Below are 26,036 nucleotides of genomic sequence, written 5' to 3'. Positions count from 1 at the left end.
CCCTTCCAGATAGTAAGCCTCCCGTTGGGGGGAGGTGTCCCGCCGCGGCTGATACGGGAATCGGGAAGACCAGTCAAGGAAGTTCCGGGGCCTCACGCGCGAGTGATGGCGCTTCCGGTGCGATTTTAGGGGATTCAACGGCGGCGAGTGCGTTCAACAAGTCCGTGGCTTCGCTGATCAATTGCGCGGCGCGGCGACGGCTGCCGACTTTCAGAATACATTTGTCATTGGCCTGCACGACGTAGTCGTTGCCGACCTTGATCATCGAATAGCTTGTCATCGAAATCCCCGAACCGATCGAGCCCGGTTTCGACGTCCCGTAGCACCGTTCGTTCCCTCACCAACGTGAACGCCGTAGCGGTGGTTTATCAGCTCTTAATATGAACGTACGCGCGATCCGATTTCGCTGATCGCGCAAGGCTCATAGCGTGCTGCGTCAAAAGCGGACAGTCATGCCGACGTGACTCGCCGTGAACCCAAGCCGCTTGTAGAAGCGCTGCGCATCTGTTCGCGTCTGATGCGTCAGCAGTTCGACCAGATTGCAGCCGCGCGCTTTCGCCTCCGTCACCGCCCATTGCACCAATTGCTCGCCGATGCCGCGGCTGCGGCAATCGGAAGCGACGCGGACGTCTTCGAGCAGACCGCGCAGGCCGCCTTGCGAGCTGAGACCGGGCAGGATCGCGAGTTGCAGACAGCCGACCACCCTGCCCTCGCTCTCGGCAACCACGAGCTGGAGATTTTGATCGCGCTCGACCCGCGCGAATGCCTCGTAATAGGACGGAGGCAACGGATCTTCCACGCGCTCGCGTGCGCTCCCGAGTCGATCGTCGGCGAGCATCGCCACGATGGCAGCAACATCCCCGCGGCGCGCGGGACGAATGGAGACGGACTCGGCGTTCATGACGTTACTCCTGCCTCAGCGCGCCTTAACGCACCTTTGGAAGGCCGAGACAGGTCTCGGCTTCGGCGATCCAGCGGCGGACGGCGGCAAAGCGGCCGAGATCGAAGCCGCCTTCATGCGCAACGCGGGTATAGGCGAGCAGTGAGACATCGGCGAGCGAAACCGCATCGCCGGCGAGGAAACGGTTGCCGGAGAGATGCTGCTCCATGCGGTCGAGCGCCGCATAGCCGCGCTTGACCTTTTCAGGATCGAGCTCGGAGGCGTCCTTGCCGAGATAGACGAGCTGGAAGCGGCACACCGCGATGTAGGGCTCGTGGCTGTATTGTTCCCAGAACAGCCATTCGTCCATCTTGGCGGCAGTGAAGGCATCGCCCGGTATGAGCGCGCTGTCGCGCGCGAGATAGCGGATGATGGCATTCGATTGCGCCAGCGTGCGACCGTCGTCGAAAGCAACGGTGGGCACCTGGCCGGCACCGTTCATCTCGAGGAATTGCGCCGTACGGCTCTCGCCCTTGCGGGTGTCGATCTCGATCCACTGGTAGGGCACCGCGAGCTTGTCGCAGACCCACTTCACCTTCAAACAATTGCCGGAATTGCTATCGCCGTAGATCCGCATCGCTGCCCCCCGCGTTCAGCGACAGAGCATCAGGACGGAGGCGGCCTGTCAATCGGCCCGCGCGGGCGCGTCAGAATTTGTAGCCGAGACCGGCGCGGACGGTGTTGATGCTGGTGTCGACCGCCGAGCTGAAGCGGATATATTCGTACTCACCGCGGAAGAACAGGCCGCCGACCAGATTGACGTCGACACCAAGACCGGCGCTGTAGCCGTAGATCAAATGGTTATGCTGGGCCTCCGTCGAGCTCAGCAGCGCGAGTGGAGTATAGGTGCCGAGCTGGGTCGCGCTGATGCGGTCCTGCGCACTGACCGTGCGGATGATGTCGGCATTTCCGAGTGCGAGACCCGCAAACATGTAGGGCAGAAAGCATCCCCAGGCGTAAGCTGCGCGGCCGCGAAATGTCGCCATGTCGCTGATGTTGATCGATGACGTGGAGGTCGCCGTCACGTCGTGAAAATTGTTGTCCGACAGAGCGAGGGCGCTCACGCGCCGCTCCGAGGCCGACGCCGATCCACCGAACTTGCCGTGCAAGTAGCTGATCTCGAGGCCGAGTACGACATCGTCCCACTGGGCATTGTAGCCGACGAAAGCGCCGTAGCCGCTGTTGCGTTGTGAAGCCTTGCCAAGTCCGAGGTTCCACTGCGATACGCCCATCTCATTTTCGACCAAGGTATCGGCCAGCAACGCCGCCATCATATTGCTGGTCGAGCCTCTGAAGTTCTCGTCCGACGAGCCATAGCCGCCCTGGGCGCCGATATAGCTTCCCTGCCAGTTGACGTTGGACTTGCTCAAGCCGTCGGTGAAGCTGCCGCGCAGGATGGGAAGATCGGAGAGATCGGCCGCGTGCCCCGCAGAGACCGTCCCCAACATCGCCGCCGCCAACAATAGCCTACGCATCGAACGCTCCATCGAACTCGAACTTTCGCTCGTGATCATGGCCCGTTAACCTTAACCAATGGTTGCGTCGGAGCCCTTCGTCGCCGGTCGCCATGAAAAATACGCAAAGCAAAACGGCGCGGGATGATCCCGCGCCGTTAAGAAGTCCTAACCGATCAGGCGGACGATCAGCCCTTGGTGACGAGCGGCGGCGGCATGTAGGCCGGCGGGCTGCTGAGGTCCCAACGCACGCCGAGCTTCACGTCATGCGAAGTGATGTCCTTGACCTTGATCGTCGACGCGCCAGAGATGCTATTGTCATAGGCGCGGAAGTTGCCGGGGTTCGCGTCGCCGAGATCCATGTAGCTATAGGCGAGTTCGACGGTTAGGCCAGGGCTGACCTTGTAGGCAAGACCGGCATGAGCCGCCCAGGCAAGATTCCACTTACCGTTGTCGGCGAAGTAGGTCACGCTGTTGGAGAGACCGCCAGCATTGATGCGGGTGCCGTCGTCACGGAAGCCGCTCAGCTTGTTGTACGAGCCGCCGACACCGGCGCCGATGAACGGGGTGATGCACCACCAGGTGCCGAGATCGACGTAGGCGTTGGCCATGACGACCCACTCGGACTTGCTGCCGGAGTAGTTGTTGGCTTCGAAATCGGCGGCTCCGAGCGTGACGTTGTCCGAGCCATGCAGATTGGCCTTGCCGCGATACTGGCCGATCAAATCGGTGCGGAACCAGTTGTTGAACTTATAACCGACGCCGAGGCCGAACAGCGGCGACGAATCGAAGCCGAGACCGACGGTCTGGGTCGGGAACGCCTGCGCGGTCGCGCTGTCGATGCGTTTGGCGCTCTGATTGGTCATGCCGACGTCGCCGCGCAGATACCAGCCACCGAAATCGGCGGGCGGCGCCGGGGGCGCGTACATCGGAGGGGGCGCCGCGATCGGCATGTCGGCGGCGAACGCCATCGAGGAGATCAGGGTTGCCGCACCCGCGGCAAGGAGAGACTTAACGCTACGCATTGGCTTCGTCCTTTTGGCCGGTGAGGCAATACGGCGCCTCACGTTCTGGAAACTCACGGTCGGGACGATGCCAGCAAATGTTTAAGCGCCACTTAACCCTAATTTTTAAGGTTGATTTTTTCTCAACTCACACGCGCGTGCGGCGCGAGCGTTGCAAAAATGCAGCGCCAAATGCGACCTCTTCGCCGCATTTCCTAACGATGTATGAAGCCGCGTTGCAGCAAGACAGGATATATTAACGCGCGTGCCGCGGCAGCTTGGGTAGGAACACCGCGAGCAGGCCGATCGCCGGCAGGTAGGCGCAGACCTGGTAGACGAACGCGATCGAGGTGTGATCGGCGAGCTTGCCGAGCACGGCGGCGCCAAGGCCGCCGATGCCGAACGCGACACCGAAGAACACGCCGGAGATCATGCCGAAACGATGCGGCACCAGCTCCTGCGCGAACACGATGATCGACGACGTCGTCGAGGAGATGATCAGGCCGATGATCACGGACAGCACCGCACTCGCGTAGAGCCCGGCATAGGGTAGCGCCAGTGTGAACGGCAGCGCCCCCAGGATCGAGATCCAGATCACGATCCTGCGGCCGAAGCGATCGCCCAAGGGTCCACCGAGAAAAGCGCCGACCGCGTTCGCCGCGAGGAAAATGAAGAGATACATCTGCGCAGCTTGCGTCGACACGCCAAAGCGGTCGATCAGATAGAAGATGTAGTAGCTCGACAGGCTCGAGACGTAGAGCTGTTTCGAGAACAACAGCGCGACCAGCACGAGGAGCGCAACGACGACTCGACGCGAGCCCGGCGCGTCGGGATGGGCTTGAGCGACCGCGGTCTTCTTCGCCCTGATCTGCGGTTCGTACCAGCGGCCGATGCGCCAGAGGATGAGGATCGCGAGGAAGGCGATCGAGGAGAACCAGGCGATACTGCCCTGCCCGAACGGCACGACGATGAGCGCGGCGAGCACCGGTCCCATCGAGGTGCCGAAACTGCCGCCGAGCTGGAACACCGATTGCGCAAAACCATAGCGGCCGCCGGAGGCGAGCCGCGCAATGCGCGCCGACTCCGGATGAAACACCGCCGAGCCGAGGCCGACCAGCGCGGCGGCGACGAGGATGACCAGATATTGGTGGGCGGCACTGAGCAGCAACAGACCGAAGAAGGTCGAGGCCATGCCGATCGACAGCGAATAGGGCTGCGCCTTCTTGTCGGTGTAGTGGCCGACCACCGGCTGGAGCAGCGAGGCCGTGAACTGGAAGGCCAGCGTGATCATGCCGATCTGCGCGAAGTCGAGCGCGTAGGTGTCCTTCAGGATCGGATACACCGAGGCGATCAGCGATTGCATGGTGTCGTTGAGGAAGTGGGAGAAGCTGATGCCGGCCAGCACGACATAGGCCGGCCCTGCCGCTGACTTCGCCGCCGGCGTCACGTCGCTGACGATGACGGGCTCGGTCAGCGTTTCCTCTGAGACGACGACAGGCTTGTTCAATGGATCGATCCAGGCGCGGCACATTGCCGCGACCTGCTAGTTACGCTGCGCGCGGCGACCGATCCACCGCCAATCGTCGATGGCTGGGATGCGTCCGGGCTACGATCGTGCTTCGCGATGCGTCTTAAGCCGCGGCCTGCCCGAGCGCGGTGACGATGGTATCGACGACGTCCTCGACCAGGATGCGATCCTCGCCCTCGCCCATGACGCGGATCACCGGCTCGGTGCCGGAGGAGCGGATCAGCAGACGGCCGTGGCCGTTGAGCCGCTGCTCGCCGTCGGAGATCGCCGATTTGACGTCGGAATTGTCGAGCGGCTTGCCGCCCTTGTGACGGACGTTCTTCAGGATCTGCGGCAGCGGATCGAAGCGGTGGCAGACTTCCGATACGGGCCGGCGCAGCTTCTGCACCACGGCAAGCACCTGCAATGCGGCCACGAAGCCGTCGCCGGTGGTAGCGTAGTCGGACAGGATGATGTGGCCGGACTGCTCGCCGCCGAGATTGTAGCCGCCGTTCAGCATCTGCTCGAGCACGTAGCGATCGCCGACCGGCGTGCGCACGAGATCGAGCCCCTGCGCATTGAGGAAGCGCTCGAGGCCGAGGTTCGACATCACGGTGGCGACGATGCCCGATCGCGACAGCCGACCGTCTTCCTTCCAGCTCTGCGCGATCACCGCGAGCAGCTGGTCGCCGTCGACGATGTGGCCGCGCTCGTCGACCAGAATGACGCGGTCGGCGTCACCGTCGAGCGCGATGCCGATGTCGGCACGCATCTCGCGGACCTTCTTCGACAGCGCTTCCGGCGAGGTGGAGCCGCATTCCTTGTTGATGTTGAAGCCGTCGGGCTCGACCCCGATCGGGATCACGTCGGCGCCCAGCTCCCACAGCGCTTCCGGCACCACCTTGTAGGCGGCGCCATTGGCGCAATCGACCACGACGCGCAGGCCGTCGAGCGACAGATCGCGCGGCAGCGTTCGCTTGGCGAATTCGATGTAGCGGTCATGCACGCCGTCGATGCGGCGGGCGCGGCCGAGGCTGGCGCTCTGGGCGAGACGCTTGTCGATGGGCTCGTCGAGCAGCTGCTCGATCTGCTTCTCGACGTCGTCGGAGAGCTTGAAGCCCTGTGGCCCGAACAGCTTGATGCCGTTGTCCTCGAACAGATTGTGCGAGGCGGAGATCATCACGCCGAGATCGGCGCGCATCGACTTGGTCAGCATCGCGACCGCCGGCGTCGGCATCGGGCCGACCAGCAGCACGTCCATGCCGACCGAGGTGAAGCCCGCCACCATCGCGTATTCGATCATGTAGCCGGACAGGCGGGTGTCCTTGCCGATCACGACCCTGTGGCGGTGGTCACCGCGCTGAAACGCGAGGCCTGCGGCCTGGCCGACCTTGAGCGCGAGCTCCGGCGTGATCAGTCCGTTAGCGCGGCCCCGAATCCCGTCCGTCCCGAAATATTTGCGGCTCATATCGTCCCCCACGCAACAACCAGGGATCCCCAATACAACCTCCGGGTGCCCTGGCGGGACCCGCATCCCTGATTTGCTGAGGTGTTATAAAGCCATCGCAGCTAACTTGGCTTCAAAAAATATGATAAATCATTACGGAACCCGGCGCGCCCCAGCGCCGATAACGTCTTGTTAACATTATATTTCCAGCGGGAACGCCGGAACGGGGCGGAACCCGCCTAGTCCGAGCGCTTCACATGGCCGTCCTCGCGGCTCGGCGCTGGCTGGGTGACATTGACGGGATCGGAGCCCGGAAAGGTCTCTTCCAGACCTTCCTCCAGCGCCTCCTCGAGATCATGCTTCTCCTTGATCTGTTCCGGCGTCGGTCCGGTGTGCGGCCTGGTCATGGCGCCCTCCTCTTCAAAACGATTTGCAAACGATTTGGCTGTGCATCCAACCATGCTAGATGACCCCTCGATCTTCCGATGCAAGCCTCTTCCGCTACAAGACTTCCGATGCAGACTCTTCCGATACAAGCCGGGCCGGGGAAACGTTCATGAAGCACATCACCTGTATCGACGATCTTCGCACACTGCATCAGCGCCGCGTGCCGAAGGCGTTTTTCGATTATTGCGACCGCGGCTCCTACGCCGAGGAAACGCTGCGCGCCAACCGCGATGACATGCAGGCAATCAAGTTCCGCCAGCGCATCCTGGTCGACGTCTCCAAGCGCGACACTTCGACCACGATCCTCGGCGAGCCCTCGACCATGCCGCTGATCCTCGCGCCGGTGGGCCTGCTCGGCATGCAGCATGGCGATGGCGAGATCCATGCCTGCCGCGCCGCGCAGGCCGCCGGTATCCCGTTCACGCAGTCGACGATGTCGATCTGCTCGATCGAGGACATCGCAGCCAATGTCGAGAAGCCGTTCTGGTTCCAGCTCTACGTGATGAAGGACCGCGGCTTCATCAAGGAATTGATCCAGCGCGCGATCGCGGCGAACTGCTCCGCGCTGGTGCTGACCGTTGACCTGCAAGTGATCGGCCAGCGCCACGCCGACATCAAGAACGGCATGACGGTTCCGCCGGAATGGTCGCTCTCGAAGCTGCTGGATTTCGCCAGCAAGCCCACCTGGGTCTCCGGCGTGCTGCAAGGCAAGCGTCGCACCTTCGGTAACATCGCCGGCCATGTGAAGAACACCGGGGACCTCAATCGCCTCGCGGAGTGGACGGCATCGCAGTTCGATACGTCCCTGAACTGGAAGGACGTCGAGTGGGTCCGCAGCATCTGGCCGGGCAAGCTGATCATCAAGGGCATTCTGGACGTCGAGGACGCCGAGGAAGCCGCCAAGACCGGCGCGCAGGCTCTCGTCGTCTCGAACCATGGCGGCCGTCAGCTCGACGGCGCGCCGTCATCGATCGAGGTGCTGCCCGAGATCGCCGAGGCGGTCGGTGACAGGATGGAGATCATGTTCGACGGCGGCATCCGCTCCGGCCAGGACGTGATGCGCGCGCTCGCGCTCGGTGCAAAGTCCTGCATGATCGGCCGCGCCTACGCCTACGGCCTTGGCGCCGGCGGCCAGGCCGGCGTCGCCAAGGCGATCGACATCATCCAGAAGGAGCTGCTCACAACCATGGGCCTGTGCGGCGTCAACAGGATTGACGAGATCGACGAACATATCATCGCGATGTGACCGTCGTAGTGTGGCGAAAAACAGCCGCTTCTAACTCAGCCGTCGTCCCGGCAGGCCGGGACCCATAGCCACAGCGAGTAATTTGGCGAAGATCGGTAGTTATTCAGCCTTCGCGCGGTACTGAGACCTGCGCCCAACGATAGATCACGCGGTATGGGTCCCGGCCTTCGCCGGGACGACACTGAAGATGTCGCCGCAGCAGCACACCTCACATCGGCGGCGTCACCCCATCGCGGCCGACATTGACGCGGTTAGCTTCCAGCGAACCATCGTCCTTCTTCACCGCACCGAAAATGATCAGCTTGGCGCCCGGCTTGAGCTCGGATTTGTCGCTGGCGACGAAGGTGACGATCGGCGTGTCCGGCGGCACCACGACTTTCTTCTCGCCGTCCTTGTACTTGACCGTGATGTTCTGGCCGTCGGTGCCCTTCACCGTCTGCGCCACGGTGGCGTTGGTCATGGTCGAATTGGCGCGCGCGTCCCAGGGACGAAAACCTTCGGCCGCGCCGCGCTGGTTCTCAGGGAAGATGTGCACCGCGATTGCCTTCTGGGTGCCGTCGGGCTCCGGCAGGCCGGTAACGCCGATATAGGAACCGTCCTTGATCTCCGACAACGACGTCTTCACCACCGCAAAGACGGCGACGTTGTCGGTCATGCGCACCTTCACGTCGCTGCCTTCGCGGGTCTTGATGCCGAGCGTGTTGCCGTCGACGCTCTCGATGGCCGCGGATGCGCACCGTCGGCGTCTGCTGCGCCAGGGCGGATGACGTGACGATGCAGGCGGCGAATGCGGCCACGCCAACGATATCCAGGTTCTCTTCGTCATGTTGTTATCCTCTATTACATCGGCGGCGTCAGGCCGTCGCGGCCGATGCTGACGCGGTTGGTTTCGAACGAGCCGTCCGGCAGCTGCTTCATGAAGGCGATGACCTTGGCGCCGGCCTTCAGATCGGATTTGTCGCCGGGCACGAAGGTCACGACCGGCGTATTGTCGGCGACGAACACCTTCTTCTCGCCGTCCTTGTACTTGACCAGCAGCGTATGGCCGTCATTGCCGACCACGCTCTCCGACACGGTCGCATTGGTCATGCTGGAGTTGGGCTTGAGGTCGTAGGGTCGCGAGCCCTCGCCGGTGCCGCGCATGCTCTCCGGAAACACGTGGACCTCGACCGCGTTCGCGCCGCCGTCCGGTCCGGGCACGGTGGTGGCGCCGACGAAGGAGCCGGGCTTGATGTCGGCAAGTGAAATCCTGGTAATGCCTGACACGTTCACGTCGGAGGCGATGTGCAGCTTGACGTCCTCGCCGCCGCGCGCCTTGACCTGCATCGTGTCACCATTGACGCTTTCGATCGTGCCGCGCACGCTCGTCGGCACCGGCGCCCTTTGCGCAAGTGCCGAGAGGGTCGAGACGGCCACCATCGCGACGGCGATGAGCGGACGTGTGAAAGTTGCACGTTGAACAGACATGATGGTCTCCGATTGTCCCTATCGCCCTTACGGACATAGAACTCCGGAGGTTACGCGCTATTCTTTCAAGTCTTTGTGAGATCAGCCTCGACCAGCGCACGCAGCTCGGCCGTGACCTGCGGTCGCCGGCCGAACCACAGCTCGAAGCCACGGACCGCCTGATGCAGCAGCATGCCGAGCCCGTCGGCGGTCTTCAGTCCACGCGCCTTTGCGGCCGCCAGCAACGGCGTCACCAGCGGGACATAGACGAGATCGGCGACGACGGCGCCATCCGGCAGGCGCGCCACTTCAAGGTCGAGTGAAGGCTGATCGTGCATGCCGAGCGAGGTCGTGTTCACGAGAAGTTTTGCACGCGGCAGGATGTCGTCGATCCCCTCCCACGCAACAGGATGCACCTTCGGCCCGAACTGCCTCGCAAGCATCTCGGCCCGGGCGATGGTGCGATTGGCGAGATGCACGCGCTTGATGCCGCGTTCGAGCAGCCCGAACACGATGGCCCGCGCGGAGCCGCCGGCGCCCAGCACCAGCGCCTCGCTGGCTGCGTCCCAGCCGGGCGCGCTGGCATCGAGATTGCCGATAAAGCCCTCGACGTCGGTGTTGGTCGAGCGCAGCTCGCCATCCGCAAACCACAGCGTGTTGGCCGCACCGATCGCCTGCGCGCGGGCATCGGGCGTCGAGAGCTCAAGCACGCCCTCCTTGTGCGGGATGGTGACGTTGGCGCCGACGAAGCCGCGCAGCGACAGCCGCAGCACGAAATCGCGCAAATTATCGGGTGGAACCGCCTCGATGACATAGCCGCCCTCGATCTCGAGCGTGCGCAGCCAGTAACGATGGATCAGCGGCGAGCGCGAATGCGCGGCCGGCCATCCGATCAGACAGGCTGCGGGAGCCTTGGTCACGGTCGTCCTCCCCTGGGTCGTTTCGGAGGCGATCCATTTCGCGTCCCGCAGGCCCTGTCAAGCGCGCGGGCCGTCTCGGGAGAGGCTCGACGTCAGGTCGTGCCTGTCTCACCAGCTGCGGGGTGCGCCGCGCCGCCCTTGATGTCGGCCACCGCACGCGCGATGGTCTCGCGATAGCGCGCGCGTGGCGGCGTGACGCCATGGGTGAGCAGCGCGCGGCGAACCGTTGGCGATGCCCCCGTGATGAACAGCCGGATGCCCTGGCGGTGGGCCTTGGCGGCGACGCGGCCGAGCACGTTGGCCGCGGTCGAATCCAGAAACGGCACCGCCGCGAAATCGACCACAAAACCCTTGCGCTTGTCGGCGATGCCGTCGAGCACGCTGCCGATCGCCGAGGCCGCGCCGAAGAAGAACGCGCCGGTGATGCGATAGACCAGCACGTCGCGATCGACCGCGAGCGCGGGGTCGTAAGGCACGCGCTCGCCATTTTCGTCGTCGGGACGATCGGCGGCCACCATCGGCGAACGTTCCTCGATGCCGGTCATTTCCGCCATGCGATGGATGAACAGGACCGCGCCAAGGGCGAAGCCGACCAAAATGCCTTCGGTCAGATCGCGGAAGATGGTGAGCAGGAAAGTTGCGAGCAGCACGACGGCATCGCCCCATGACGAGCGCAGGAGCGTCGCGAATTCGTGCTTCTCCGCCATGGTCCAGGCCACCACGACGAGCACGGCAGCGAGCGCGGCCAGCGGGATGTAGCTGGCGAGCGGCGCTGCGATCAGCATGAACAGCAGCAGGAAGACCGAATGCAGCATACCCGCGAGCGGCCCCCGCGCGCCGGCGCGGATGTTGGTCGCGGTACGCGCGATCAGCCCCGTGACGCAGATGCCGCCGAACAGCGCCGAGCCGACATTGGCGGCGCCTTGCGCCACCAGCTCGCAATTGGAGCGGTGACGGCGTCCGGTCATGCCGTCGGCCACCACCGCCGACAACAGCGATTCGATGGCGGCGAGCAGCGCGAAGGAGATCGCATCCGGCAGCACGGCGGTCGCCTTCGCGAGCGAGAACGCAGGCAAGGCCGGCGAGGGCAGTTCGCGCGGAATGCCGCCGAAGCGCGATCCGACGGTCTCGACCGGCAGCGACAGCACGGCACATGCGACCGCCGCGAACACGACCGCGATCAGGATGCCCGGCCAGGACGGGAGCCAGCGTCGCAGGCCGGCGATGATGGCAATGCTCACGATCGCGACCGCGAGGGCCGACGGATTGACGGTGTGCAGGCCTCCCGCAAGCGCGACGAGTTTCGGAACGAATTCGCTCGGCTCCTTCGCGACCAGCGTGATCCCGCCGAGATCGCGCAGCTGGCTCGCGAAGATGATGACGGCGATGCCAGCCGTGAAGCCGACCGTCACCGGATACGGAATGAACTTGATATAGGTGCCGATCCGCAGGAAGCCCGCAGCGATCAGGAACAGGCCCGCCATCAGCGTGGCCAGGATCACGCCGTCGACCCCGTGACGGTCGGCGGTCGCCGCAACCAGCACAATGAAGGCGCCGGCGGGACCGCCGATCTGGAAACGACTGCCGCCGAGCAGTGACGCAATGAAGCCGCCGACAACAGCGGTGTAGAGTCCGCGGTCCGGCGTCACGCCCGAGGCGATCGCGATCGCCATCGACAGCGGCAACGCGACGATCGCGACCGTGAGGCCCGCGAACACATCGGCGCGGAAATCCGACCAGCCGTAGCCCTCGCGCCATACGGTGACGAGCTTTGGCAGATAGAGTTCGGTAAAGGTCGGCCGACGAAGCTGGTGCAGCTTGCCTGCGTGTTCGCCTGTGACGCTCATTTCAGCAAAATGCTCCGCTGCCCACAACGCTCCGATGCATCGTGCGGCCGCGTATCGGGGCGCGACGGTGCGTTAGTTAAGTCTGCTCCCGAGCATGATCATTGCGGGATCATGCTCCCACCCGCCGCGGCGGCCCCGGCTCCTTGAGCCGAACGCCACGTCCGCCGCCTTCGCTGCGCGCCTGCTCGCCGATCAGCTCGACGCCGGCCCGATCAAAGGCTTCGACCACCTTCATCAAGGTCTCGACCACGCCGCGGACGTTGCCAGTGCTCGCCTCCATCCGCTGAATGGTCGGCAGCGATACGCCTGCAAGCTCCGCCAAGGCCCTCTGGTCAATGCCGAGCAGCGCGCGCGCTGCCCGCATCTGGAACGACGTGATCACCTGGGCCTCACGTTTCAGCCTTTATAAGTGACATCTGAAGCATGTACAATGATGTAAAATACATCAACTAAGGCCGAACGCAAGGGGAAGTTCGCCGTGCAAGCCACCCCCTCCACCGTCATTGCGAGCGCAGCGACTTGTCCGCCGAAGCTTTAGCGAAGGCGGAAGCAATCCAGTCTTTCCGCGCAGGAATTCTGGATTGCTTCGTCGCTTCGCTCCTCGCAATGACGGTGGAGGGGGTGGCTGAGTCCAACCTTCGCCACGCCCGGGGTGACAGCCCCTCACCCCACCCTCTCCCCGTAAGAACGGGGAGAGGGAGTGAGACAATGATGCGTCCCTTACTTCGGCAGACCGATCACGCCGCGTGCTGATGCGCTGCGATGATCTGGTCGGCGGCGCGCCCCGTGACTTCGGCCATGTGGTCGAATTGGCGGGTGAAGCTGCCGGCGCCTGCCGTGGCCGAGCGCAGCTCGACGATCAATTCGCCGATCTCGGCTTCCGGCATCATGGCGCGGACGCAGTCCCATCCGCTCCAACCGTCGCGGGTGTCGAAGCCGAGGATCTGGCCGCGCCGCGCCGACAGGATCGCGTTGATCTTGGCGGTAGCGTCGGTCGGGCAGACGATCTCGACCACGTGGATCGGCTCCAGCAACACCGACTGGCATAGCGGCAGGCCTTCGTTGAGCCCGACCCGCGCCGCCGTGCGGAAGGCGAGGTCGGAGGAATCGACGCTATGATAGGAGCCGTCGGTCAGCGTCACCTGCAAGTCGGTGACCGGGAAACCGAGCGGACCGCGTGCGAGCCCGTCGACGACGCCCTCCTCCACCGCGCCGATGTAGTTGCGCGGCACCGCGCCACCGACCACCTTCTCGGCGAACTTGAAGCCCTCGCCGCGCGGCAGCGGCCTGATGTCGAGTACGACGTCGCCGAACTGGCCATGGCCGCCGGACTGCTTCTTGTGGCGGCCGCGCTGGACGATCGGCTTGCGGATGGTTTCCTGATAGCCGATCGCGGGTGGATGCGAGGCGACCTTGACGCCGAAACGATCGCGCAGCCGCTCGCTCGCGACGCGCAAGTGCATCTCGCCCTGCCCCCACAGCACGGTGTCGTGGGTCTGCGCGTTCATCACGAAGACGAGCGAGGGATCCTCCTCGTGCAGCCGCATCAGCGCCTGTCCGAGCTTGACGTCGTCCTTGCGGTCGGTGGCCGCAACCGAGATCGCGAGCACCGGCGGAGTGGGCTCGCCGGCGGCGAGCGCTGCTGGCTGGGTCTTGCCGTTCGAGACCGTGTCGCCGGTCTTGATCGGGTCGAGCTTGGCGAGCGCTATCGTGTCGCCGGCTTCCGCCGCGGCACGCTTGGTATCGTAGGCCCCGGTGACGGCGAGGATGCCGGAGATGCGGCTCGCCCCGCCGGAGGAGGATTGCAGGGTGGCACCGTCGTCGAGATGACCGGCGAGCATCCGCGTCAGCGACAGCTTACCGCCGTGCTGCGAATGCAGCGTCTTGAAAACGAAGCCGAGGGCGTCCCTGGTCTCGGGAACGCCGAGACGCTTTGCGGTCTCCGCGATACCGGGCGCCTCGTGGCGCAACGCTTTCATCAAACGCAGCACGCCGTTTTCGCGTGCGGCGGCGCCGAGCAGCACGGGGCAGATCAGCCCGTCACGCAATTCCCGCGCGAGATCATCGAACACGGCATCGCGCGGCGGCTGGATGTCCTCGAGCAGCTGCTCCATCAGCGCATCGTCGTGATCGGCGAGCTTCTCCAGCATCGAGAAGCGGGCCTCCTTCTCGCGATCGAGATCGCCGCCTTGGAGCGCGACCACTTCGGAGGCCTTGTGCTCGCGGTAAATGAACGCGCGCTCCAGCGCGAGATCGACGAAGCCCTCGATCAGCTCGTCCTTCCAGATCGGGATCTGGCGCAGCACCAGCGGCACGCGCGAGGCGGGCTGGAGCATCTCGAGCGTCTCGCGGATGCGCTTGTTGGCGCGGTCGATCTTGTTGAGGAACAGGAAGCGCGGGATCTTCAGCTCCTCCAGCTCGCGCAGAATGATCTGAAGCTGCGGCAGCTTCTTCTCGTCGGCTTCGCAGACCACGATTGCGGCGTCGACCGCAGGCAGCGCGGCGCGCATGTCGTGGGCAAATTCGACGGAACCGGGACAATCGAGAAAGGTGTAGCTGTCACCCATGAAACTCGTGGTGACGGCAGTCAGCCCGACGGTCATCTTGTGATGACGGGCCTCTGGCGTGGCGTCGCCGACGGAGGTTCCGGCGTCGACGCTGCCGGCGCGCGGGATTGCGCCCGTTCGCGCCAGGATGGCTTCGAGAAGTGTGGTTTTACCGCTTTGGAAAGGGCCCACCAGCGCGATGCACCGTGGACCTCGGGGACTTCTGACGTCCTGTCCCATTCGCCGCCTCCTTGGTGTGGAGCTCGGCCCATGATTGGGTCGGCAAACGCCGATGCTCTGCCCGTCCCCGAGATTTGGCAAGCATCAAACGTCGCTGCGGTGCGTCGTTGCCGGAATCGCGTCGGAGCGACGCGATTCGCACACGGGAGTTGTTAACGGCCCGGGCGGAGTTCCAGGCTCTCGAGGCCGGCGGCGACGTTGAGGCCGACCTGGCCCTGCACGCTGAGCGGCTGGAGCGCGATCGAATTGTTGGAGCCGCCGATCAGCACGTTGCCGCCGAGGCCGACGCCGACCGAGGCGCTGCCCTGCGCGCCGGCATAGGTGCCGGCGAGGTCGCCCGGTCCGAGCCGGTTCACCGGCGCGAACACGCCCCAGGCGAGTGCCGTTTCCTGGGTGATGCCAATGTCGAGGCCGACCTTGCGGATCGTCGCGACGTAACGGTCGTCCGGCAAACCATCGACGCGCAGCACGCAGCCGAGATGGGTCACCGATCCCACGATGAAGCCCACGCTGGCGCCGCCGCGGCATTCGAGCACGCCCACCTGCACCATCCGCGACTGCGCGCTGGCGCCCGCGACGGAGGCAACGAGGCTCGCAACGGCAAGCCCGGCGAGGAGGAGTGAACGGCGCATGAAGATCTCCGGCGATGAATGTGATGCGAGCATGGAGGCGCGGCACACGCCACGCGATGGTCTATGCCACAACAGTTCCGGTGGCGCCAGATCGCGCAGACTTGAAAGAAAAAGGGCCCGCGTTGCGCGGGCCCTTCGATGTCACATCAGGTCTGCGAGCTCAGCGCAGATTGCCGCAGAAGCGCTGGATTCGCTTGCAGGCGTCTTCGAGGTCCGAGGTCTTGGTCGCGTAGGAGATGCGGAATGCCGGGCCGAGGCCGAAGGCCGAACCCTGCACCACGGCGACGCCTTCGGTCTCCAGCAGTTCGGTGACGAATGTCTCGTCATTGTCGATCACCTTGCCGGACGGCGCGGTCTTGCCGATCGTGCCGGCGCAGGACGGATAGACGTAGAAGGCGCCTTCGGGACGCGGGCACTCGATGCCCTTGGCCTGGTTGAGCATGGAGACGACGAGGTCGCGGCGCTCCTTGAAGACCTTGTTGTTGGCGGGGATGAAGTCCTGCGGACCGTTCAGCGCCTCAACCGCGGCCCATTGCGCAATCGACGACGGGTTCGAGGTCGACTGCGACTGGATCGTCGACATCGCCTTGATCAGCTGCGCCGGCCCGCCGGCATAGCCGATGCGCCAACCGGTCATGCAATAGGCCTTCGACACGCCGTTCACGGTGAGCGTGCGGTCGTAGAGTTTCGGCTCGACCTGCGCGACCGTTGTGAATTGGAAGTCGTCATAGACGAGATGCTCGTACATGTCGTCGGTCATGACCCAGACGTGGGGATGCTTGACCAGCACGTCGGTGAGCGCCTTCAGCTCGGTCCTGGTGTAGGCGGCTCCCGTCGGGTTCGACGGCGAGCACAGGATCACCCATTTGGTCTTCGGCGTGATCGCGCGCTCGAGCGCTTCGGCCTGGAGCTTGAAACCGGTCGCGGCGGTGCAGACCACCGGCACCGGCTCGCCGCCGGCGAGCGCCACCATCTCGGGATAGCTGACCCAGTACGGCGCGGGGATGATCACCTCGTCGCCCGGATTGATGGTCGCCATCAGCGCGTTGTAGAGCACCTGCTTGCCGCCGGTGCCGACGATGATCTGGTTCGCCTTGTAGACGACGCCGTTCTCGCGCTGAAACTTGGCGATGATGGCGTCCTTCAACTCGGGAATGCCGTCGACCGCGGTGTACTTGGTCTTGCCCGCTTCGATGGCGTGGATCGCGGCCAGCTTGATGTTGGCGGGCGTGTCGAAGTCGGGCTCGCCGGCACCTAGGCCGATGACGTTGCGGCCCGCCGCTTTCAGCGCACGTGCTTTATCCGTGACCGCGATGGTCGCGGACGGCTTCACACGGTCGAGCGCAGCGGCAAGGAAGGACATCGTCATCTCCTGACAAGCGTCGTGACCATGGGTCGTCACGACTCTGATTGTGGGAATGGAGCCACCCTAAAACGTGTGCCGCTGCGCCGCAAGAAACTTCGGCCCGATCTCGCAAAAGTTTACGTGTCTGACGCGCATCAAGCCGCGATTTCTCGCAATATTCCGCAACTTTGCGCGGCAAATCCCACATATCCGACAAGGCGTGTCCTCGGAGCAATTTTGGCGCCTTCGAGGGCCATGAAACGAGAACGTCGTCATGCCCGGGCCTGTCCCGCCTGCGCGGCCGAAGCCGCTTCGGCGAGGCGAAGGCCCGGGCATCCACGTTCTTCGTGGCGTATGCAGCGCGTAGATGGCCGGGACAAGCCCGGCCATGACGATGCGGAAGCTTCAGTGCCAAAACGCGGCCGCCGTTTCTCGCACACGATCGCGTCGAGCAACGCACTTGCGCGTTGACGCAAGCGTGAACTGAGTTGGATGGTCGCACGGAAATGATCTTCCGCCGCATTGCAATGCGGTAGGGTTTTCGAGTTTTTCTATTGGCCGGGTCTTGCGGCGGATTCGCATCGGCATCATTGTTTAGCCGCGTTGCGGGGCAACAAGCGCCGCGCCCTCCCGTCTTCCGGAATCATCCTCAGAATGTACAAGCTCTATTCGATGCAGCGCTCGGGCAACAGCTACAAGGTCCGCCTTGCGTTGGCGCTGCTGAACTTGCCTTATGAAGCGGTCGAGGTGGACATTCTGCGCGGCGAGAGCCGCACCCCGGACTTCCTCGCCAAGAACCCGTCCGGTCAGGTGCCGCTACTCGAGGTCGGCGACGATCGCTATCTTGCCGAGTCCAACGCCATCCTCTGGTATGTCGCCGTCGGCACGCCGCTCGCACCGGAGAACCGCATCGATCGCGCCGACGCGCTGCAGTGGATGTTCTTCGAGCAGCACGCGCTGGAGCCGAACATCGGCGCGGCCTATTTCTGGCTGTCGCTGGTGAGGGGCGGCCGCGACCTCCAGACTCATTCGCTGGAAGACTGGATGGAGCGCGGCTATGGCGCGCTCCAGGTGATGGAGAATCACCTCAAGACCAACGCCTATTTCGCCGCCCGCCAGCTCACGGTCGCCGACATCGCGCTGTACGGCTACACCCACCTCGCCGACCGCTGCGACTTCGACCTCTCGACCTTCCCGGCGATCCGGGACTGGCTCAAGCGCGTGGAAGCGGCCCCCGGCTTCGTCGCAATGGACTGGCGGCCGGCCGACATCGAGGACCCCGCCAGCATCGCCGCGGGCGCTTGACGGCGCGTAGTGCTCTGCGAATAGCGGGCACAAGGGCCATCATTGCCGCAATCTCGCCGTTTTCGCTCGATTGGCCGCCGCAATATTGCCGATTGGAACAGTGAAATTGTTCGATGTCGCGGGTGATTCGCTCGCGCGTTGAAGGATTTAGACCATGATTCGGGCGTCCGGCACGGCAGGCTTTCAGGGCCCACCCGCTACCGTTTCGTCTTCCCGGCTGACCAACGCGGTCGCGGCCTCGCTCGCCGTGGCCGCGCTCTCGCTGTGCTTGATCGTCACCCTGACGGTGCTGTCGACCAAGGCGACCATGGCGATGGGCCTGCCGGTCTGATTCCCGCTTCATCCTGGACCCGCCTTCAAGGCGCCGCGTGGCCCGCGCCGACCGGCATCGCGACAGGACGTCGATGAAATCACCTGTGGTAGTCGTTGCAATCACCCTGACCGCGGCCATCCTCGTCGCGGCATCGCTGTTGATCTTCGTCGGCACGCGCAAGGGCCAGGGGACGTCGACGCTGAATGCGCCCGCGCTGCAACAGCGTCTCAAGCACGCGCATTTGGTCTAAAATCATCCGAAAGCTTTGCGCGTGAACCAAAGCGCACCTTAAGCACACCGCGCGAAACCGCATCGCAATGGCGCAATGTTCGGTCAGTGTTGCCGCCTTACCTCGTCCAGGGAGGAGCGAGACAGGCCCATGCGGTTGGGATGGCGTGCGATCTCCGGTCCGGCGCTGACGGCAGCGGCTTTGCTGCTGACGATGTTTTTCGATCGCTTCGTCCCCGTTCCCTCGCCCGCGCCGCTGCTCGTCTGTATCGTGGCGCTCGCTGGCGCGCTCTCTGGTCCCGCTTCCGCCGTTGCCAGCGTAGCCATCGCCGTCATTGGCGCGGCACTGCTGCTCCTCAGCCGGCACGGCGTTTCAGGTCTTACCACGGCGGATATGATCCAGCTCGGCTTCCTGGCCGCGACGGCCGCGGGCACCGCAGGAATCACCGGCCTGATGCGCCAGCGGCTGCTCGGCACGTTTGCCGCCGAGCGTCGGAGCCACGCCACCGCCGCACGGCTGTCGGCCGCGCTCGACCAGGTCGATATCGGCATCGTGCTGCTCGATGCCGAGACGCGCGCCGAATTCATCAACCGGGCGTTCCGCGATTATTTTGCGGTGCCGGACGACATCGCCGACGGCAAGCCGCCGTTCATCGCGCTGATGTATCATGGCCGCGACACCGGCGCGTTCGAACTGCCCGAGGACGAGCTTGGCACCTTCATCGCACAGCGCATGGAGATGGTGCGGATCGGCGATGCCACGCCGATCAACATCGCCTTACGCAATGGCGAGGTATTGCGCTTCGTCTGTGCCACGCTGCCCGATGGCGGGCGCATGCTGAGCTACACGCCCGTGACCGACCTCGTGCGCCACACCGATGCGCCGTCCCGCGCCGACTACTACCGCTCGCTGCGCGACCCCGCGGGTCGCAAGCTGATCCGGTATCTGCGCGTCGCGGAGTGATGCGCGATTGATCAGCACGTCCATCATCACGTATGAAGGACGCCTCATCGCTCGCGGGAATTTCATATGTCGCTCAGCATTCGCTCCGTCACGAGGCAGGACTACGAACAATGGCTGCCGTTGTGGGACGGCTACAACGCCTTCTACGGCCGCTCCGGCCCGACCGCGCTCTCGCCCGAAATCACGCGTGTGACATGGCAGCGCTTTTTCGATGCCTATGAGCCGGTGCACGGATTGGTCGCCGAGAGTGACGGCCGCCTGCTCGGGATGACGAATTATCTCTTCCACCGCAGCACCACCGCGATCGAGCCGTCCTGCTATCTGCAGGACCTGTTCACGACCGAGGCGGCACGCGGCAAGGGCGTCGGCTCGGCGCTGATCCACGGCGTCTACGAGCGCGCGAAGCTCGCGGGCTCCCCGCGCGTCTATTGGCAGACGCACGAGACCAACGTCACGGCGCAGCGCCTGTACGACAAGGTGGCCGAGCGTTCCGGGTTCATCGTCTATCGCAAGATCTTCTGATCCTCGCGATCGGGAGGCCTGTGGATAACTCTGCCTGTCACCCGCGCGTAACATAGCGGGACTAGGCTGCAGCTGCGTCTGGTCAGCCCCCCGTCACCGATCAAGCGCCCCAAAGCGGTCCCCGTCAGTCGCCGCGTCTGACAGGGGCCGCATTTTTTTGTCGGCAATTCCTTGTCGGCAGCTCCTTGTCAGCATGGCAGCAGCGCGGCGCGCCGCTTGCTGCGGCGGCGCACCGCCGTCACAATACGCCCCTGCCATCTCCGACAGGGACCTCCCATGGAAATTCGTAATCTCGGCGCCTCCGGCCTGCGCGTGTCTGCGGTCGGCCTCGGCTGCAACAATTTCGGCCAGCGCACGGATTTGGAGACCTCGCGCAAGGTAATCCATCGCGCGCTCGACCTCGGCGTCACGCTGTTCGACACCGCCGACATCTATGCCGGCATGGGCGGTTCGGAATCGGTGCTGGGCACCGTGCTGGGCGACCGCCGCAAGGACATCGTGCTCGCCACCAAGTTTTCCAAGCCGATGGCGACCGACGGAACCAAACAGGGCGCTTCGCGCCGCTACATCATGAACGCAGTCGAGGCGAGCCTGACGCGGCTCAAGACGGACTACATCGATCTCTATCAGCAGCACGATTACGACCCGCTGACGCCGATGGAGGAGACGCTGCGCGCGCTCGACGATCTCGTCCGTCAGGGCAAGGTGCGCTACATCGGCAATTCCAATTTCCCGGCCTGGCGCGTGGCGGAGGCCGAATTCACGGCGCGTGCGATGAATGTCAGCCGCTTCGTCTCCTGCCAGGACGAATACAGCCTGCTGGTGCGCGACATCGAAAAGGACCTGCTGCCGGCCGCACAGGAGTACAAGCTCGGCCTCCTGCCGTTCTTCCCGCTCGCAAGCGGGCTCCTCACCGGCAAGTACCAGCGCGGCGCGGCCGCCCCGAGCGATACGCGCTTCGGCAAGGTACCGGCGTTACGCGACCGCTACGTCACCCCGCGAAACGAGGACATCGTCGACAAGCTCGCGGCATTCACGAAAGCCCGCGGGCACAGCATGCTTGAGCTCGCCTTTTCCTGGCTCGCCGCGCGCCCGCAAGTATCGAGCGTGATCGCCGGCGCCACCCGCGTCGAGCAGGTCGAGGAGAACGTGAAGGCGATTGCGTGGAAGCTCGGAGCGGATGATCTCGCCGAGATCGACAAGATCACGCTGGGCTGATCTTTTGGGGCGTGGCGCGCTACTTGGCGCCGCGCCCCACCGTCTGCATCACCTCGAAGCCCTCGAACTGGGGATGGCCGAGATAGGTCGGCTTGGTGTCGCCGGCCCGCGCATGCGCGGCACGAAAAGCATCCGATTTGGTCCAGGCCTCGAACGCGGCGCGGTTGGCCCAGATCGTGTGCGAGGCGTACAGCGTGTGGTCCTCGAGCTCGGGGCCGCGCAGCAGATGAAACTCGACGAAGCCCGGCACCTTGTCCAAATGGGTGTCGCGCGAAAGCCAGACCTGCTCGAAGGCGGCCTCGGAGCCCTTGGCGACGCGAAAGCGGTTCATGGCGATGTACATGGGGATGATCTCCTGATGTTCGGCCGATCATGTCGTCATTCCGGGACGCGCCGCAAGGCGCGGGCCCCGGAATCGCAGGTTAAGTAACCAGCCCCTTCATCGGCCTTGCGCCCGCGCTATCCGGAAACACTGTCTCGGCCAGTATGCGATCCGACAGGCCGAACTGGCCCTGCAGCACGCCCTTGATCACGGAGCGCAGATCGGTGGTGGGCTTGAGATCGCGGGCCTCGAAGAGGTTGACGGGCTTGAGGCCGGGCCAGTCGGCGATGACGCGGCCGCCCTTCACCGCGCCGCCGGCGAGCAGCGCGATTGTTCCCGTGCCGTGATCGGTGCCGTCGGTGCCGTTGATGCGGGCGGTGCGGCCGAACTCGGTGGCGACCACCACGACGGTGTCGCGCCAGCGTTCGCCGAGGCCGCTTTCGAATTCGGCGAGCGCGCCGTCGAGCCCGCCGAGCAGGAAGGCGAGACGGCCGACCGGCCCGCCTTCATTGGCGTGCGTGTCCCAGCCGTCGAACGCGAGCGCCGCGATGCGCGGGCCGTCGTCGGAGGCCATCAGTTTTGCGGCGCCGCGCGCGACCTGCCGCATCTGCGCGACCGCATTGCCCGGCTTCGGCTTCATGTCGTCGCCGCCCGCGGCCTTCTCCAGCTGAAGGCCCTGCGACAGCACGGCTGCCAGCGCGGGATCGCGATGACGGTAGAGCTCGACCAGACGCATCGCCGTATCGTCATCGGCTTGCGGCAGCGCCACCGGGGCCCAGCCGACGGTCGGCGCATTGCCGCGCAGCACCAGCGGCGTGGTCGGGCCGACGGCAAGGGCACTCGACACCCGCTCGCCACGCGGCAGCGACTCCAGCGCGCGGTTGAGCCAGCCGGATTGCACGCGACCGGGGCCGGCATAGCCGCTTTCGAGCACGTCCTGGCCGTCGAAATGCGAACGGTCGCGATAAGGCGTCGCCACCGCGTGGATCACCGCGGCATGCTTGTCGCGATACATGCGTCCGAACTCAGGCATCGACGGATGCAGCGCAAAGAAAGCATCGAGCATGATGGCGGGATGGGCGCCGTCCGCCGTCAGCGCGATCGACCCGTGCAGGCCGGCATAATCGGGATCGCCGACCGGCGCGACGGTCGAGAGACCATCGAGCGCGCCGCGCAGGATCACCACGATCAGCCGGGGATCGCGACCGTCCGCCGCGCGTGCGAATTTCGGCAAATAAGCCCAGGCCGCGAAGGACGCGCCGCCGAGCAGGAGGCCGCGGCGCGAGGTGAGGAGCCGGTTCTCGACGCAGTCGATCATCGTCATCTCCTCTGCATTTCCGGCGACATCAACAGCAGCGCCAATGCTTGCTGCCGCGACTCCGCGCGCTCGATGGTGCGCCGTGTTTCGATCGAGGCCGCATCTGCTGCGGCAAATTCCAGCAGGTCGAGCGGGTCGATGTTGGGCCCGAGCCGCGCGCCCATTTGCGCGGCAATGTCGAGCCGGAGCTTGATGCCTTCGGGCGCAGCCCAGGCGGCGCTGGTATCGGCGAAACCGTTGGGGCCGGACGGTGACCACAACGGCTGGCCCAGCAGATTGAGATTGTTGAGATAGGCGCCGGGATCCTCCGGCACGCGCGCGAGCAGCCGGCCGCTCGCGACCAGGAAATCATAGGGGCTCCGCATCTTGGTCAGCGGCGCCTGCCACGCCTCGTCGGAATCAACCAGTGCCGTTGCGAGTGCCTTGAGATCGCCGTCGGTCTTGATGAAGACATCGCGCAATCGCGCCACCAGCGCCGGCGGCGGATCGTCGGCGACGAAATGTCGAACGAATTTGGTGGCGATGAAGTTCGCGGTCGAGGGATGGCGTGCGATGTCAGCGAGGGCGGCTTCGCCTTGCGCAAGGCCGGTCGGCTCGTAGGTCTTGCCGAGCAGCATTTGCGGCCCGGGCTGGTGCGCATTGACGTTGAACACGAACGAACCGGGCGCCCCCAGCTGTCCCTGCCGGCCGGCAAAGGTCCAGCCGGTGATGATGCGCGCGAGCGCGGTGACGTCGTCCTGCGTGTAGCCGCCACCGACGCCGAGCGTATGCAGCTCCATGATCTCGCGCGCGAGATTTTCGTTCAGCCCGCGTTTGCGGTTCTGGCCGGCGCGCGAGTCCGGTCCGAGCGATTGCTGGTTGTCGAGGAAGAACAGCATCGCCGGATGCTGCTCCACCGCTTTCAGCATGTCGGCGAAGCGCCCGAGCACGTGCGGCCTGATCGCCTCACGCTCGAACGCGCCGGCCCATATCCGCGCCAGCTCGCCCTTGCTGGCGGAGATGCAGAAATGGTTGGACCAGAACACGACCAGACGTTCGGTGAAGCCGCACTCGACCAGGGTCGCGCGCTGCAACCGCGCCAACGCCTCGGCGCGAAAGGTTTTTTGGATGACATTGAGCGGCTGCGGGGCGGGTTTTGCGGCAGTCGGCGCGGCCGCGTTGGGCTGCATGGTGTCCGGCTTCGCCATATTGTCCGCCGGCTTGTTGTCAGCAGGCTTATTATCGGTCGGCTTGGCCTCGGCCATCTGGCCCGCGATCTCGGTTGCCGCGGCGTTCAGCGAGAGATTGCGGCGCGGTCCGGGCTTCTGATCGGCCGGTGCTTGCGGCAGTGCTTCGGTCGGCGCGCCGGCTTTGGCGGCGGCCTCGCGCGCCTGCTTGACCTGATCCTGATAGGCGAACACGGACTGCCCGAGCTGCGGCGTGGATTGCAGGCCCGGCGCCTCTAGCAGCACAGCGTTGGGGCGGGCGAGTTCCGCCACGAAGCCGCGAGGATCGGAGGCCGCGTTGATGAGATCGCCGGATGCGCCGCCGCGGGCACCGAAGCCGAAACGGTTGAGCGCGACGAGCGCGGCTTGCGAATCGCGGGCCATCCATGTGTCCTTCGCGCGTTGCCAACCGCTTTCCTGATACGTGCGCGAGGCATAATATACCGCAGCGGGAGATGAACCCGACATGAAAATGACAGCACGGCTTTTGCGCAAATCATGACAAATCCGCAAGAACTTCCGGTGCAGGAACCGCGCCGCCTCGCCTGCTCCCGCTGCGGCGCCGAGTTCGGCTGCGACCTCTCAGATACGTGCTGGTGCGCGGAAGAACCGGCGCGGCTGCCGATGCCGGTCAAAGGCGAGGATTGCTTGTGCCGGGAATGCTTGCGCGAGGCGGCGGCGATGCGTAGCCCGGATGGAGCACAAGCGTAATCCTCCGCGTCGGCCTGGCGAAAGCCAGGACCCATTACCCCAGGGAGTTGTTTGGCGAAGACTGGTCGTTCGGGACGTCTACCGAACGCAATCGATAGATTCCGCGGTATGGGTCCTGGCTTTCGCCAGGACGACGCCGGGGAGAGCCGGCCGCGACAACTACACCGCATGCCCCGGTGATTTCCGCGCCATTCCGTCGAACGCATCGAGCAGCTTTTCGCGCCAGGCGTAGACCGGGTCGTCCGCTTCCAGCAGCTTGAACGGGCTCGTCACGCGGGCCCACTGAAAACCACCGAACACGATGTAGTCGGCATAGTTCGGTGCGGCGGCGCCGATGAAGGGCTGCTTCTTCAGGGCCTGCCGCATCGGCTCCAGCGATTTGCGGAAGGCGACCACGCCGGCGTCGCGGCCCGACATCACCTCTTCCAGACTCTTGCCGAAACGCGCCTCGCGCGACTGGCGGAAATAGGCGGCGTCGACCGCGTCCAGATTCTTCAGAATGTCGGCGATGATCAGCGGAAAGATGCCACCGACGATGGCGATGTCGCCCCAGGCATTGAGCATGCGCGCCATGGCGCGGCCGCCCTCGCCGCCGAACAGCGATGGGCGGTCCGCAAACTTGTCCTCGAGATAGGTCGCGATCGCCCAGGAAACGACCACCGGCTGGTCGTGATGCAGCAGCACCGGAACCTTCTCCGAGCCGTGCGGCGCGATCGCGCTCTTCTCGGTGAAGCGCCAGGGCAGCGTTTCCGCCGAAAGGCCCTTGTGCGCCAGCGCCATCCGCGTGCGCCAGCAGAACGGGCTGAACGGTCGCGAGGCATCGGTGCCGACGAGTTCGAACAGTTTGAGCGACATGAAAGGGGTCTCCTGGTATTCCGTCATTGCGAGCGAAGCGAAGCAATCCAGGAC

Annotated in this window: 27 protein-coding genes and 1 pseudogene; 8 read left to right on the top strand and 20 right to left on the bottom strand. The window is 64.8% G+C overall.

Annotated features, from left to right (window positions below; translation table 11 throughout):
* Positions 1 to 73: 73 nt before the first annotated feature.
* The 8 genes from GWG67_RS27595 to GWG67_RS27560 form a co-directional block, all read right to left on the bottom strand.
* The gene (locus GWG67_RS27595; RefSeq protein WP_007614735.1) at positions 74 to 280 is read right to left on the bottom strand and encodes a hypothetical protein; all 207 of its coding nucleotides are present in this window, start codon (positions 278 to 280) and stop codon (positions 74 to 76) included.
* Positions 281 to 436: 156 nt separating this feature from the next.
* Entirely contained in the window at positions 437 to 901 is a 465-nt protein-coding gene (locus GWG67_RS27590; protein ID WP_275172496.1) for a GNAT family N-acetyltransferase, read from the bottom strand.
* A gap of 25 nt (positions 902 to 926) precedes the next feature.
* A complete protein-coding gene (locus tag GWG67_RS27585) occupies positions 927 to 1,517 on the bottom strand; it encodes a glutathione S-transferase family protein (protein ID WP_275172495.1) in 591 nt (196 codons plus the stop codon).
* Positions 1,518 to 1,587: 70 nt separating this feature from the next.
* Entirely contained in the window at positions 1,588 to 2,415 is an 828-nt protein-coding gene (locus GWG67_RS27580; RefSeq protein ID WP_275172494.1) for an outer membrane protein, read from the bottom strand.
* Positions 2,416 to 2,582: 167 nt separating this feature from the next.
* The gene (locus tag GWG67_RS27575) at positions 2,583 to 3,419 is read right to left on the bottom strand and encodes an outer membrane protein (protein ID WP_275172493.1); all 837 of its coding nucleotides are present in this window, start codon (positions 3,417 to 3,419) and stop codon (positions 2,583 to 2,585) included.
* Between the two features lie 235 nt (positions 3,420 to 3,654).
* Positions 3,655 to 4,905, bottom strand: a complete 1,251-nt coding sequence (locus tag GWG67_RS27570; RefSeq protein WP_275172492.1) for an MFS transporter — start codon at positions 4,903 to 4,905, stop codon at positions 3,655 to 3,657.
* 124 nt (positions 4,906 to 5,029) lie between these two features.
* Positions 5,030 to 6,373: a phosphoglucosamine mutase gene (gene glmM / locus GWG67_RS27565; RefSeq protein ID WP_275172491.1), complete on the bottom strand. Its 1,344-nt coding sequence runs from the start codon at positions 6,371 to 6,373 to the stop codon at positions 5,030 to 5,032.
* A 218-nt stretch (positions 6,374 to 6,591) separates the two neighbouring features.
* Entirely contained in the window at positions 6,592 to 6,759 is a 168-nt protein-coding gene (locus GWG67_RS27560) for a hypothetical protein (RefSeq protein ID WP_275172490.1), read from the bottom strand.
* Between the two features lie 149 nt (positions 6,760 to 6,908).
* On the opposite strand from GWG67_RS27560, the gene GWG67_RS27555 reads away from it, so the two are divergent.
* Complete coding sequence (locus tag GWG67_RS27555) at positions 6,909 to 8,045, top strand: alpha-hydroxy acid oxidase (RefSeq protein ID WP_275172489.1); 1,137 nt, start codon at positions 6,909 to 6,911, stop codon at positions 8,043 to 8,045.
* Between the two features lie 208 nt (positions 8,046 to 8,253).
* On the opposite strand, the pseudogene GWG67_RS27550 reads toward GWG67_RS27555, so the two are convergent.
* The 8 genes and pseudogenes from GWG67_RS27550 to GWG67_RS27515 form a co-directional block, all read right to left on the bottom strand.
* Positions 8,254 to 8,871 (bottom strand): annotated as a pseudogene (locus GWG67_RS27550) (hypothetical protein).
* 14 nt (positions 8,872 to 8,885) lie between these two features.
* Positions 8,886 to 9,512 (bottom strand): hypothetical protein, encoded by a 627-nt coding sequence (locus GWG67_RS27545; protein WP_275172488.1) that lies wholly within the window; start codon positions 9,510 to 9,512, stop codon positions 8,886 to 8,888.
* Positions 9,513 to 9,577: 65 nt separating this feature from the next.
* On the bottom strand, positions 9,578 to 10,411 hold the full coding sequence (locus tag GWG67_RS27540) for a shikimate dehydrogenase (protein ID WP_275172487.1): 834 nt from the start codon (positions 10,409 to 10,411) through the stop codon (positions 9,578 to 9,580).
* A 92-nt stretch (positions 10,412 to 10,503) separates the two neighbouring features.
* Complete coding sequence (locus GWG67_RS27535; protein ID WP_275172486.1) at positions 10,504 to 12,258, bottom strand: SulP family inorganic anion transporter; 1,755 nt, start codon at positions 12,256 to 12,258, stop codon at positions 10,504 to 10,506.
* A 109-nt stretch (positions 12,259 to 12,367) separates the two neighbouring features.
* A complete protein-coding gene (locus tag GWG67_RS27530; protein WP_007614761.1) occupies positions 12,368 to 12,640 on the bottom strand; it encodes a helix-turn-helix domain-containing protein in 273 nt (90 codons plus the stop codon).
* A gap of 355 nt (positions 12,641 to 12,995) precedes the next feature.
* Positions 12,996 to 15,044, bottom strand: coding sequence for an elongation factor G (locus GWG67_RS27525; RefSeq protein WP_275172485.1), 2,049 nt, complete (start codon positions 15,042 to 15,044; stop codon positions 12,996 to 12,998).
* Between the two features lie 152 nt (positions 15,045 to 15,196).
* Positions 15,197 to 15,676, bottom strand: coding sequence for a DUF992 domain-containing protein (locus GWG67_RS27520; RefSeq protein ID WP_275172484.1), 480 nt, complete (start codon positions 15,674 to 15,676; stop codon positions 15,197 to 15,199).
* Between the two features lie 160 nt (positions 15,677 to 15,836).
* Positions 15,837 to 17,039, bottom strand: a complete 1,203-nt coding sequence (locus GWG67_RS27515; protein ID WP_275172483.1) for a pyridoxal phosphate-dependent aminotransferase — start codon at positions 17,037 to 17,039, stop codon at positions 15,837 to 15,839.
* Between the two features lie 636 nt (positions 17,040 to 17,675).
* Here GWG67_RS27515 and GWG67_RS27510 point away from each other — a divergent pair.
* From GWG67_RS27510 to GWG67_RS27485, 6 genes are all read left to right on the top strand, one after another.
* Complete coding sequence (locus GWG67_RS27510) at positions 17,676 to 18,326, top strand: glutathione S-transferase family protein (protein WP_007596746.1); 651 nt, start codon at positions 17,676 to 17,678, stop codon at positions 18,324 to 18,326.
* A gap of 154 nt (positions 18,327 to 18,480) precedes the next feature.
* On the top strand, positions 18,481 to 18,657 hold the full coding sequence (locus GWG67_RS27505) for a hypothetical protein (protein WP_007614766.1): 177 nt from the start codon (positions 18,481 to 18,483) through the stop codon (positions 18,655 to 18,657).
* 37 nt (positions 18,658 to 18,694) lie between these two features.
* On the top strand, positions 18,695 to 18,889 hold the full coding sequence (locus GWG67_RS27500; RefSeq protein ID WP_275172527.1) for a hypothetical protein: 195 nt from the start codon (positions 18,695 to 18,697) through the stop codon (positions 18,887 to 18,889).
* 129 nt (positions 18,890 to 19,018) lie between these two features.
* Positions 19,019 to 19,831, top strand: coding sequence for a PAS-domain containing protein (locus tag GWG67_RS27495; RefSeq protein ID WP_275172482.1), 813 nt, complete (start codon positions 19,019 to 19,021; stop codon positions 19,829 to 19,831).
* A 66-nt stretch (positions 19,832 to 19,897) separates the two neighbouring features.
* The gene (locus GWG67_RS27490; protein WP_275172481.1) at positions 19,898 to 20,353 is read left to right on the top strand and encodes a GNAT family N-acetyltransferase; all 456 of its coding nucleotides are present in this window, start codon (positions 19,898 to 19,900) and stop codon (positions 20,351 to 20,353) included.
* Positions 20,354 to 20,629: 276 nt separating this feature from the next.
* Positions 20,630 to 21,571 (top strand): aldo/keto reductase, encoded by a 942-nt coding sequence (locus GWG67_RS27485; protein WP_275172480.1) that lies wholly within the window; start codon positions 20,630 to 20,632, stop codon positions 21,569 to 21,571.
* Positions 21,572 to 21,590: 19 nt separating this feature from the next.
* Here GWG67_RS27485 and GWG67_RS27480 read toward each other — a convergent pair whose 3' ends face one another.
* The 3 genes from GWG67_RS27480 to GWG67_RS27470 all read right to left on the bottom strand — a co-directional run bounded on the left by GWG67_RS27480 (position 21,591) and on the right by GWG67_RS27470 (position 24,800).
* On the bottom strand, positions 21,591 to 21,914 hold the full coding sequence (locus GWG67_RS27480; RefSeq protein ID WP_275172479.1) for an antibiotic biosynthesis monooxygenase: 324 nt from the start codon (positions 21,912 to 21,914) through the stop codon (positions 21,591 to 21,593).
* Between the two features lie 79 nt (positions 21,915 to 21,993).
* Positions 21,994 to 23,217: a DUF1501 domain-containing protein gene (locus tag GWG67_RS27475; RefSeq protein ID WP_275172478.1), complete on the bottom strand. Its 1,224-nt coding sequence runs from the start codon at positions 23,215 to 23,217 to the stop codon at positions 21,994 to 21,996.
* The gene (locus tag GWG67_RS27470) at positions 23,214 to 24,800 is read right to left on the bottom strand and encodes a DUF1800 family protein (RefSeq protein ID WP_275172477.1); all 1,587 of its coding nucleotides are present in this window, start codon (positions 24,798 to 24,800) and stop codon (positions 23,214 to 23,216) included. The genes GWG67_RS27475 and GWG67_RS27470 overlap by 4 nt, the downstream gene beginning before the upstream one ends.
* A 114-nt stretch (positions 24,801 to 24,914) precedes the next feature.
* Between GWG67_RS27470 and GWG67_RS27465 the strand changes: the two genes are divergently transcribed.
* A complete protein-coding gene (locus tag GWG67_RS27465) occupies positions 24,915 to 25,127 on the top strand; it encodes a cysteine-rich CWC family protein (RefSeq protein WP_275172476.1) in 213 nt (70 codons plus the stop codon).
* A gap of 159 nt (positions 25,128 to 25,286) precedes the next feature.
* Here the strand turns inward: GWG67_RS27465 and GWG67_RS27460 are convergent, their stop codons facing one another.
* A complete protein-coding gene (locus GWG67_RS27460) occupies positions 25,287 to 25,982 on the bottom strand; it encodes a glutathione S-transferase family protein (protein WP_275172475.1) in 696 nt (231 codons plus the stop codon).
* Positions 25,983 to 26,036 lie beyond the last annotated feature (54 nt).

The organism is Bradyrhizobium sp. CSS354 (genome assembly GCF_029051725.1).
Taxonomy (GTDB): domain Bacteria; phylum Pseudomonadota; class Alphaproteobacteria; order Rhizobiales; family Xanthobacteraceae; genus Bradyrhizobium.
The sequence above is the reverse complement of the archived record's forward strand: the minus strand, read 5'-3'. Positions and strand labels throughout refer to the sequence as shown.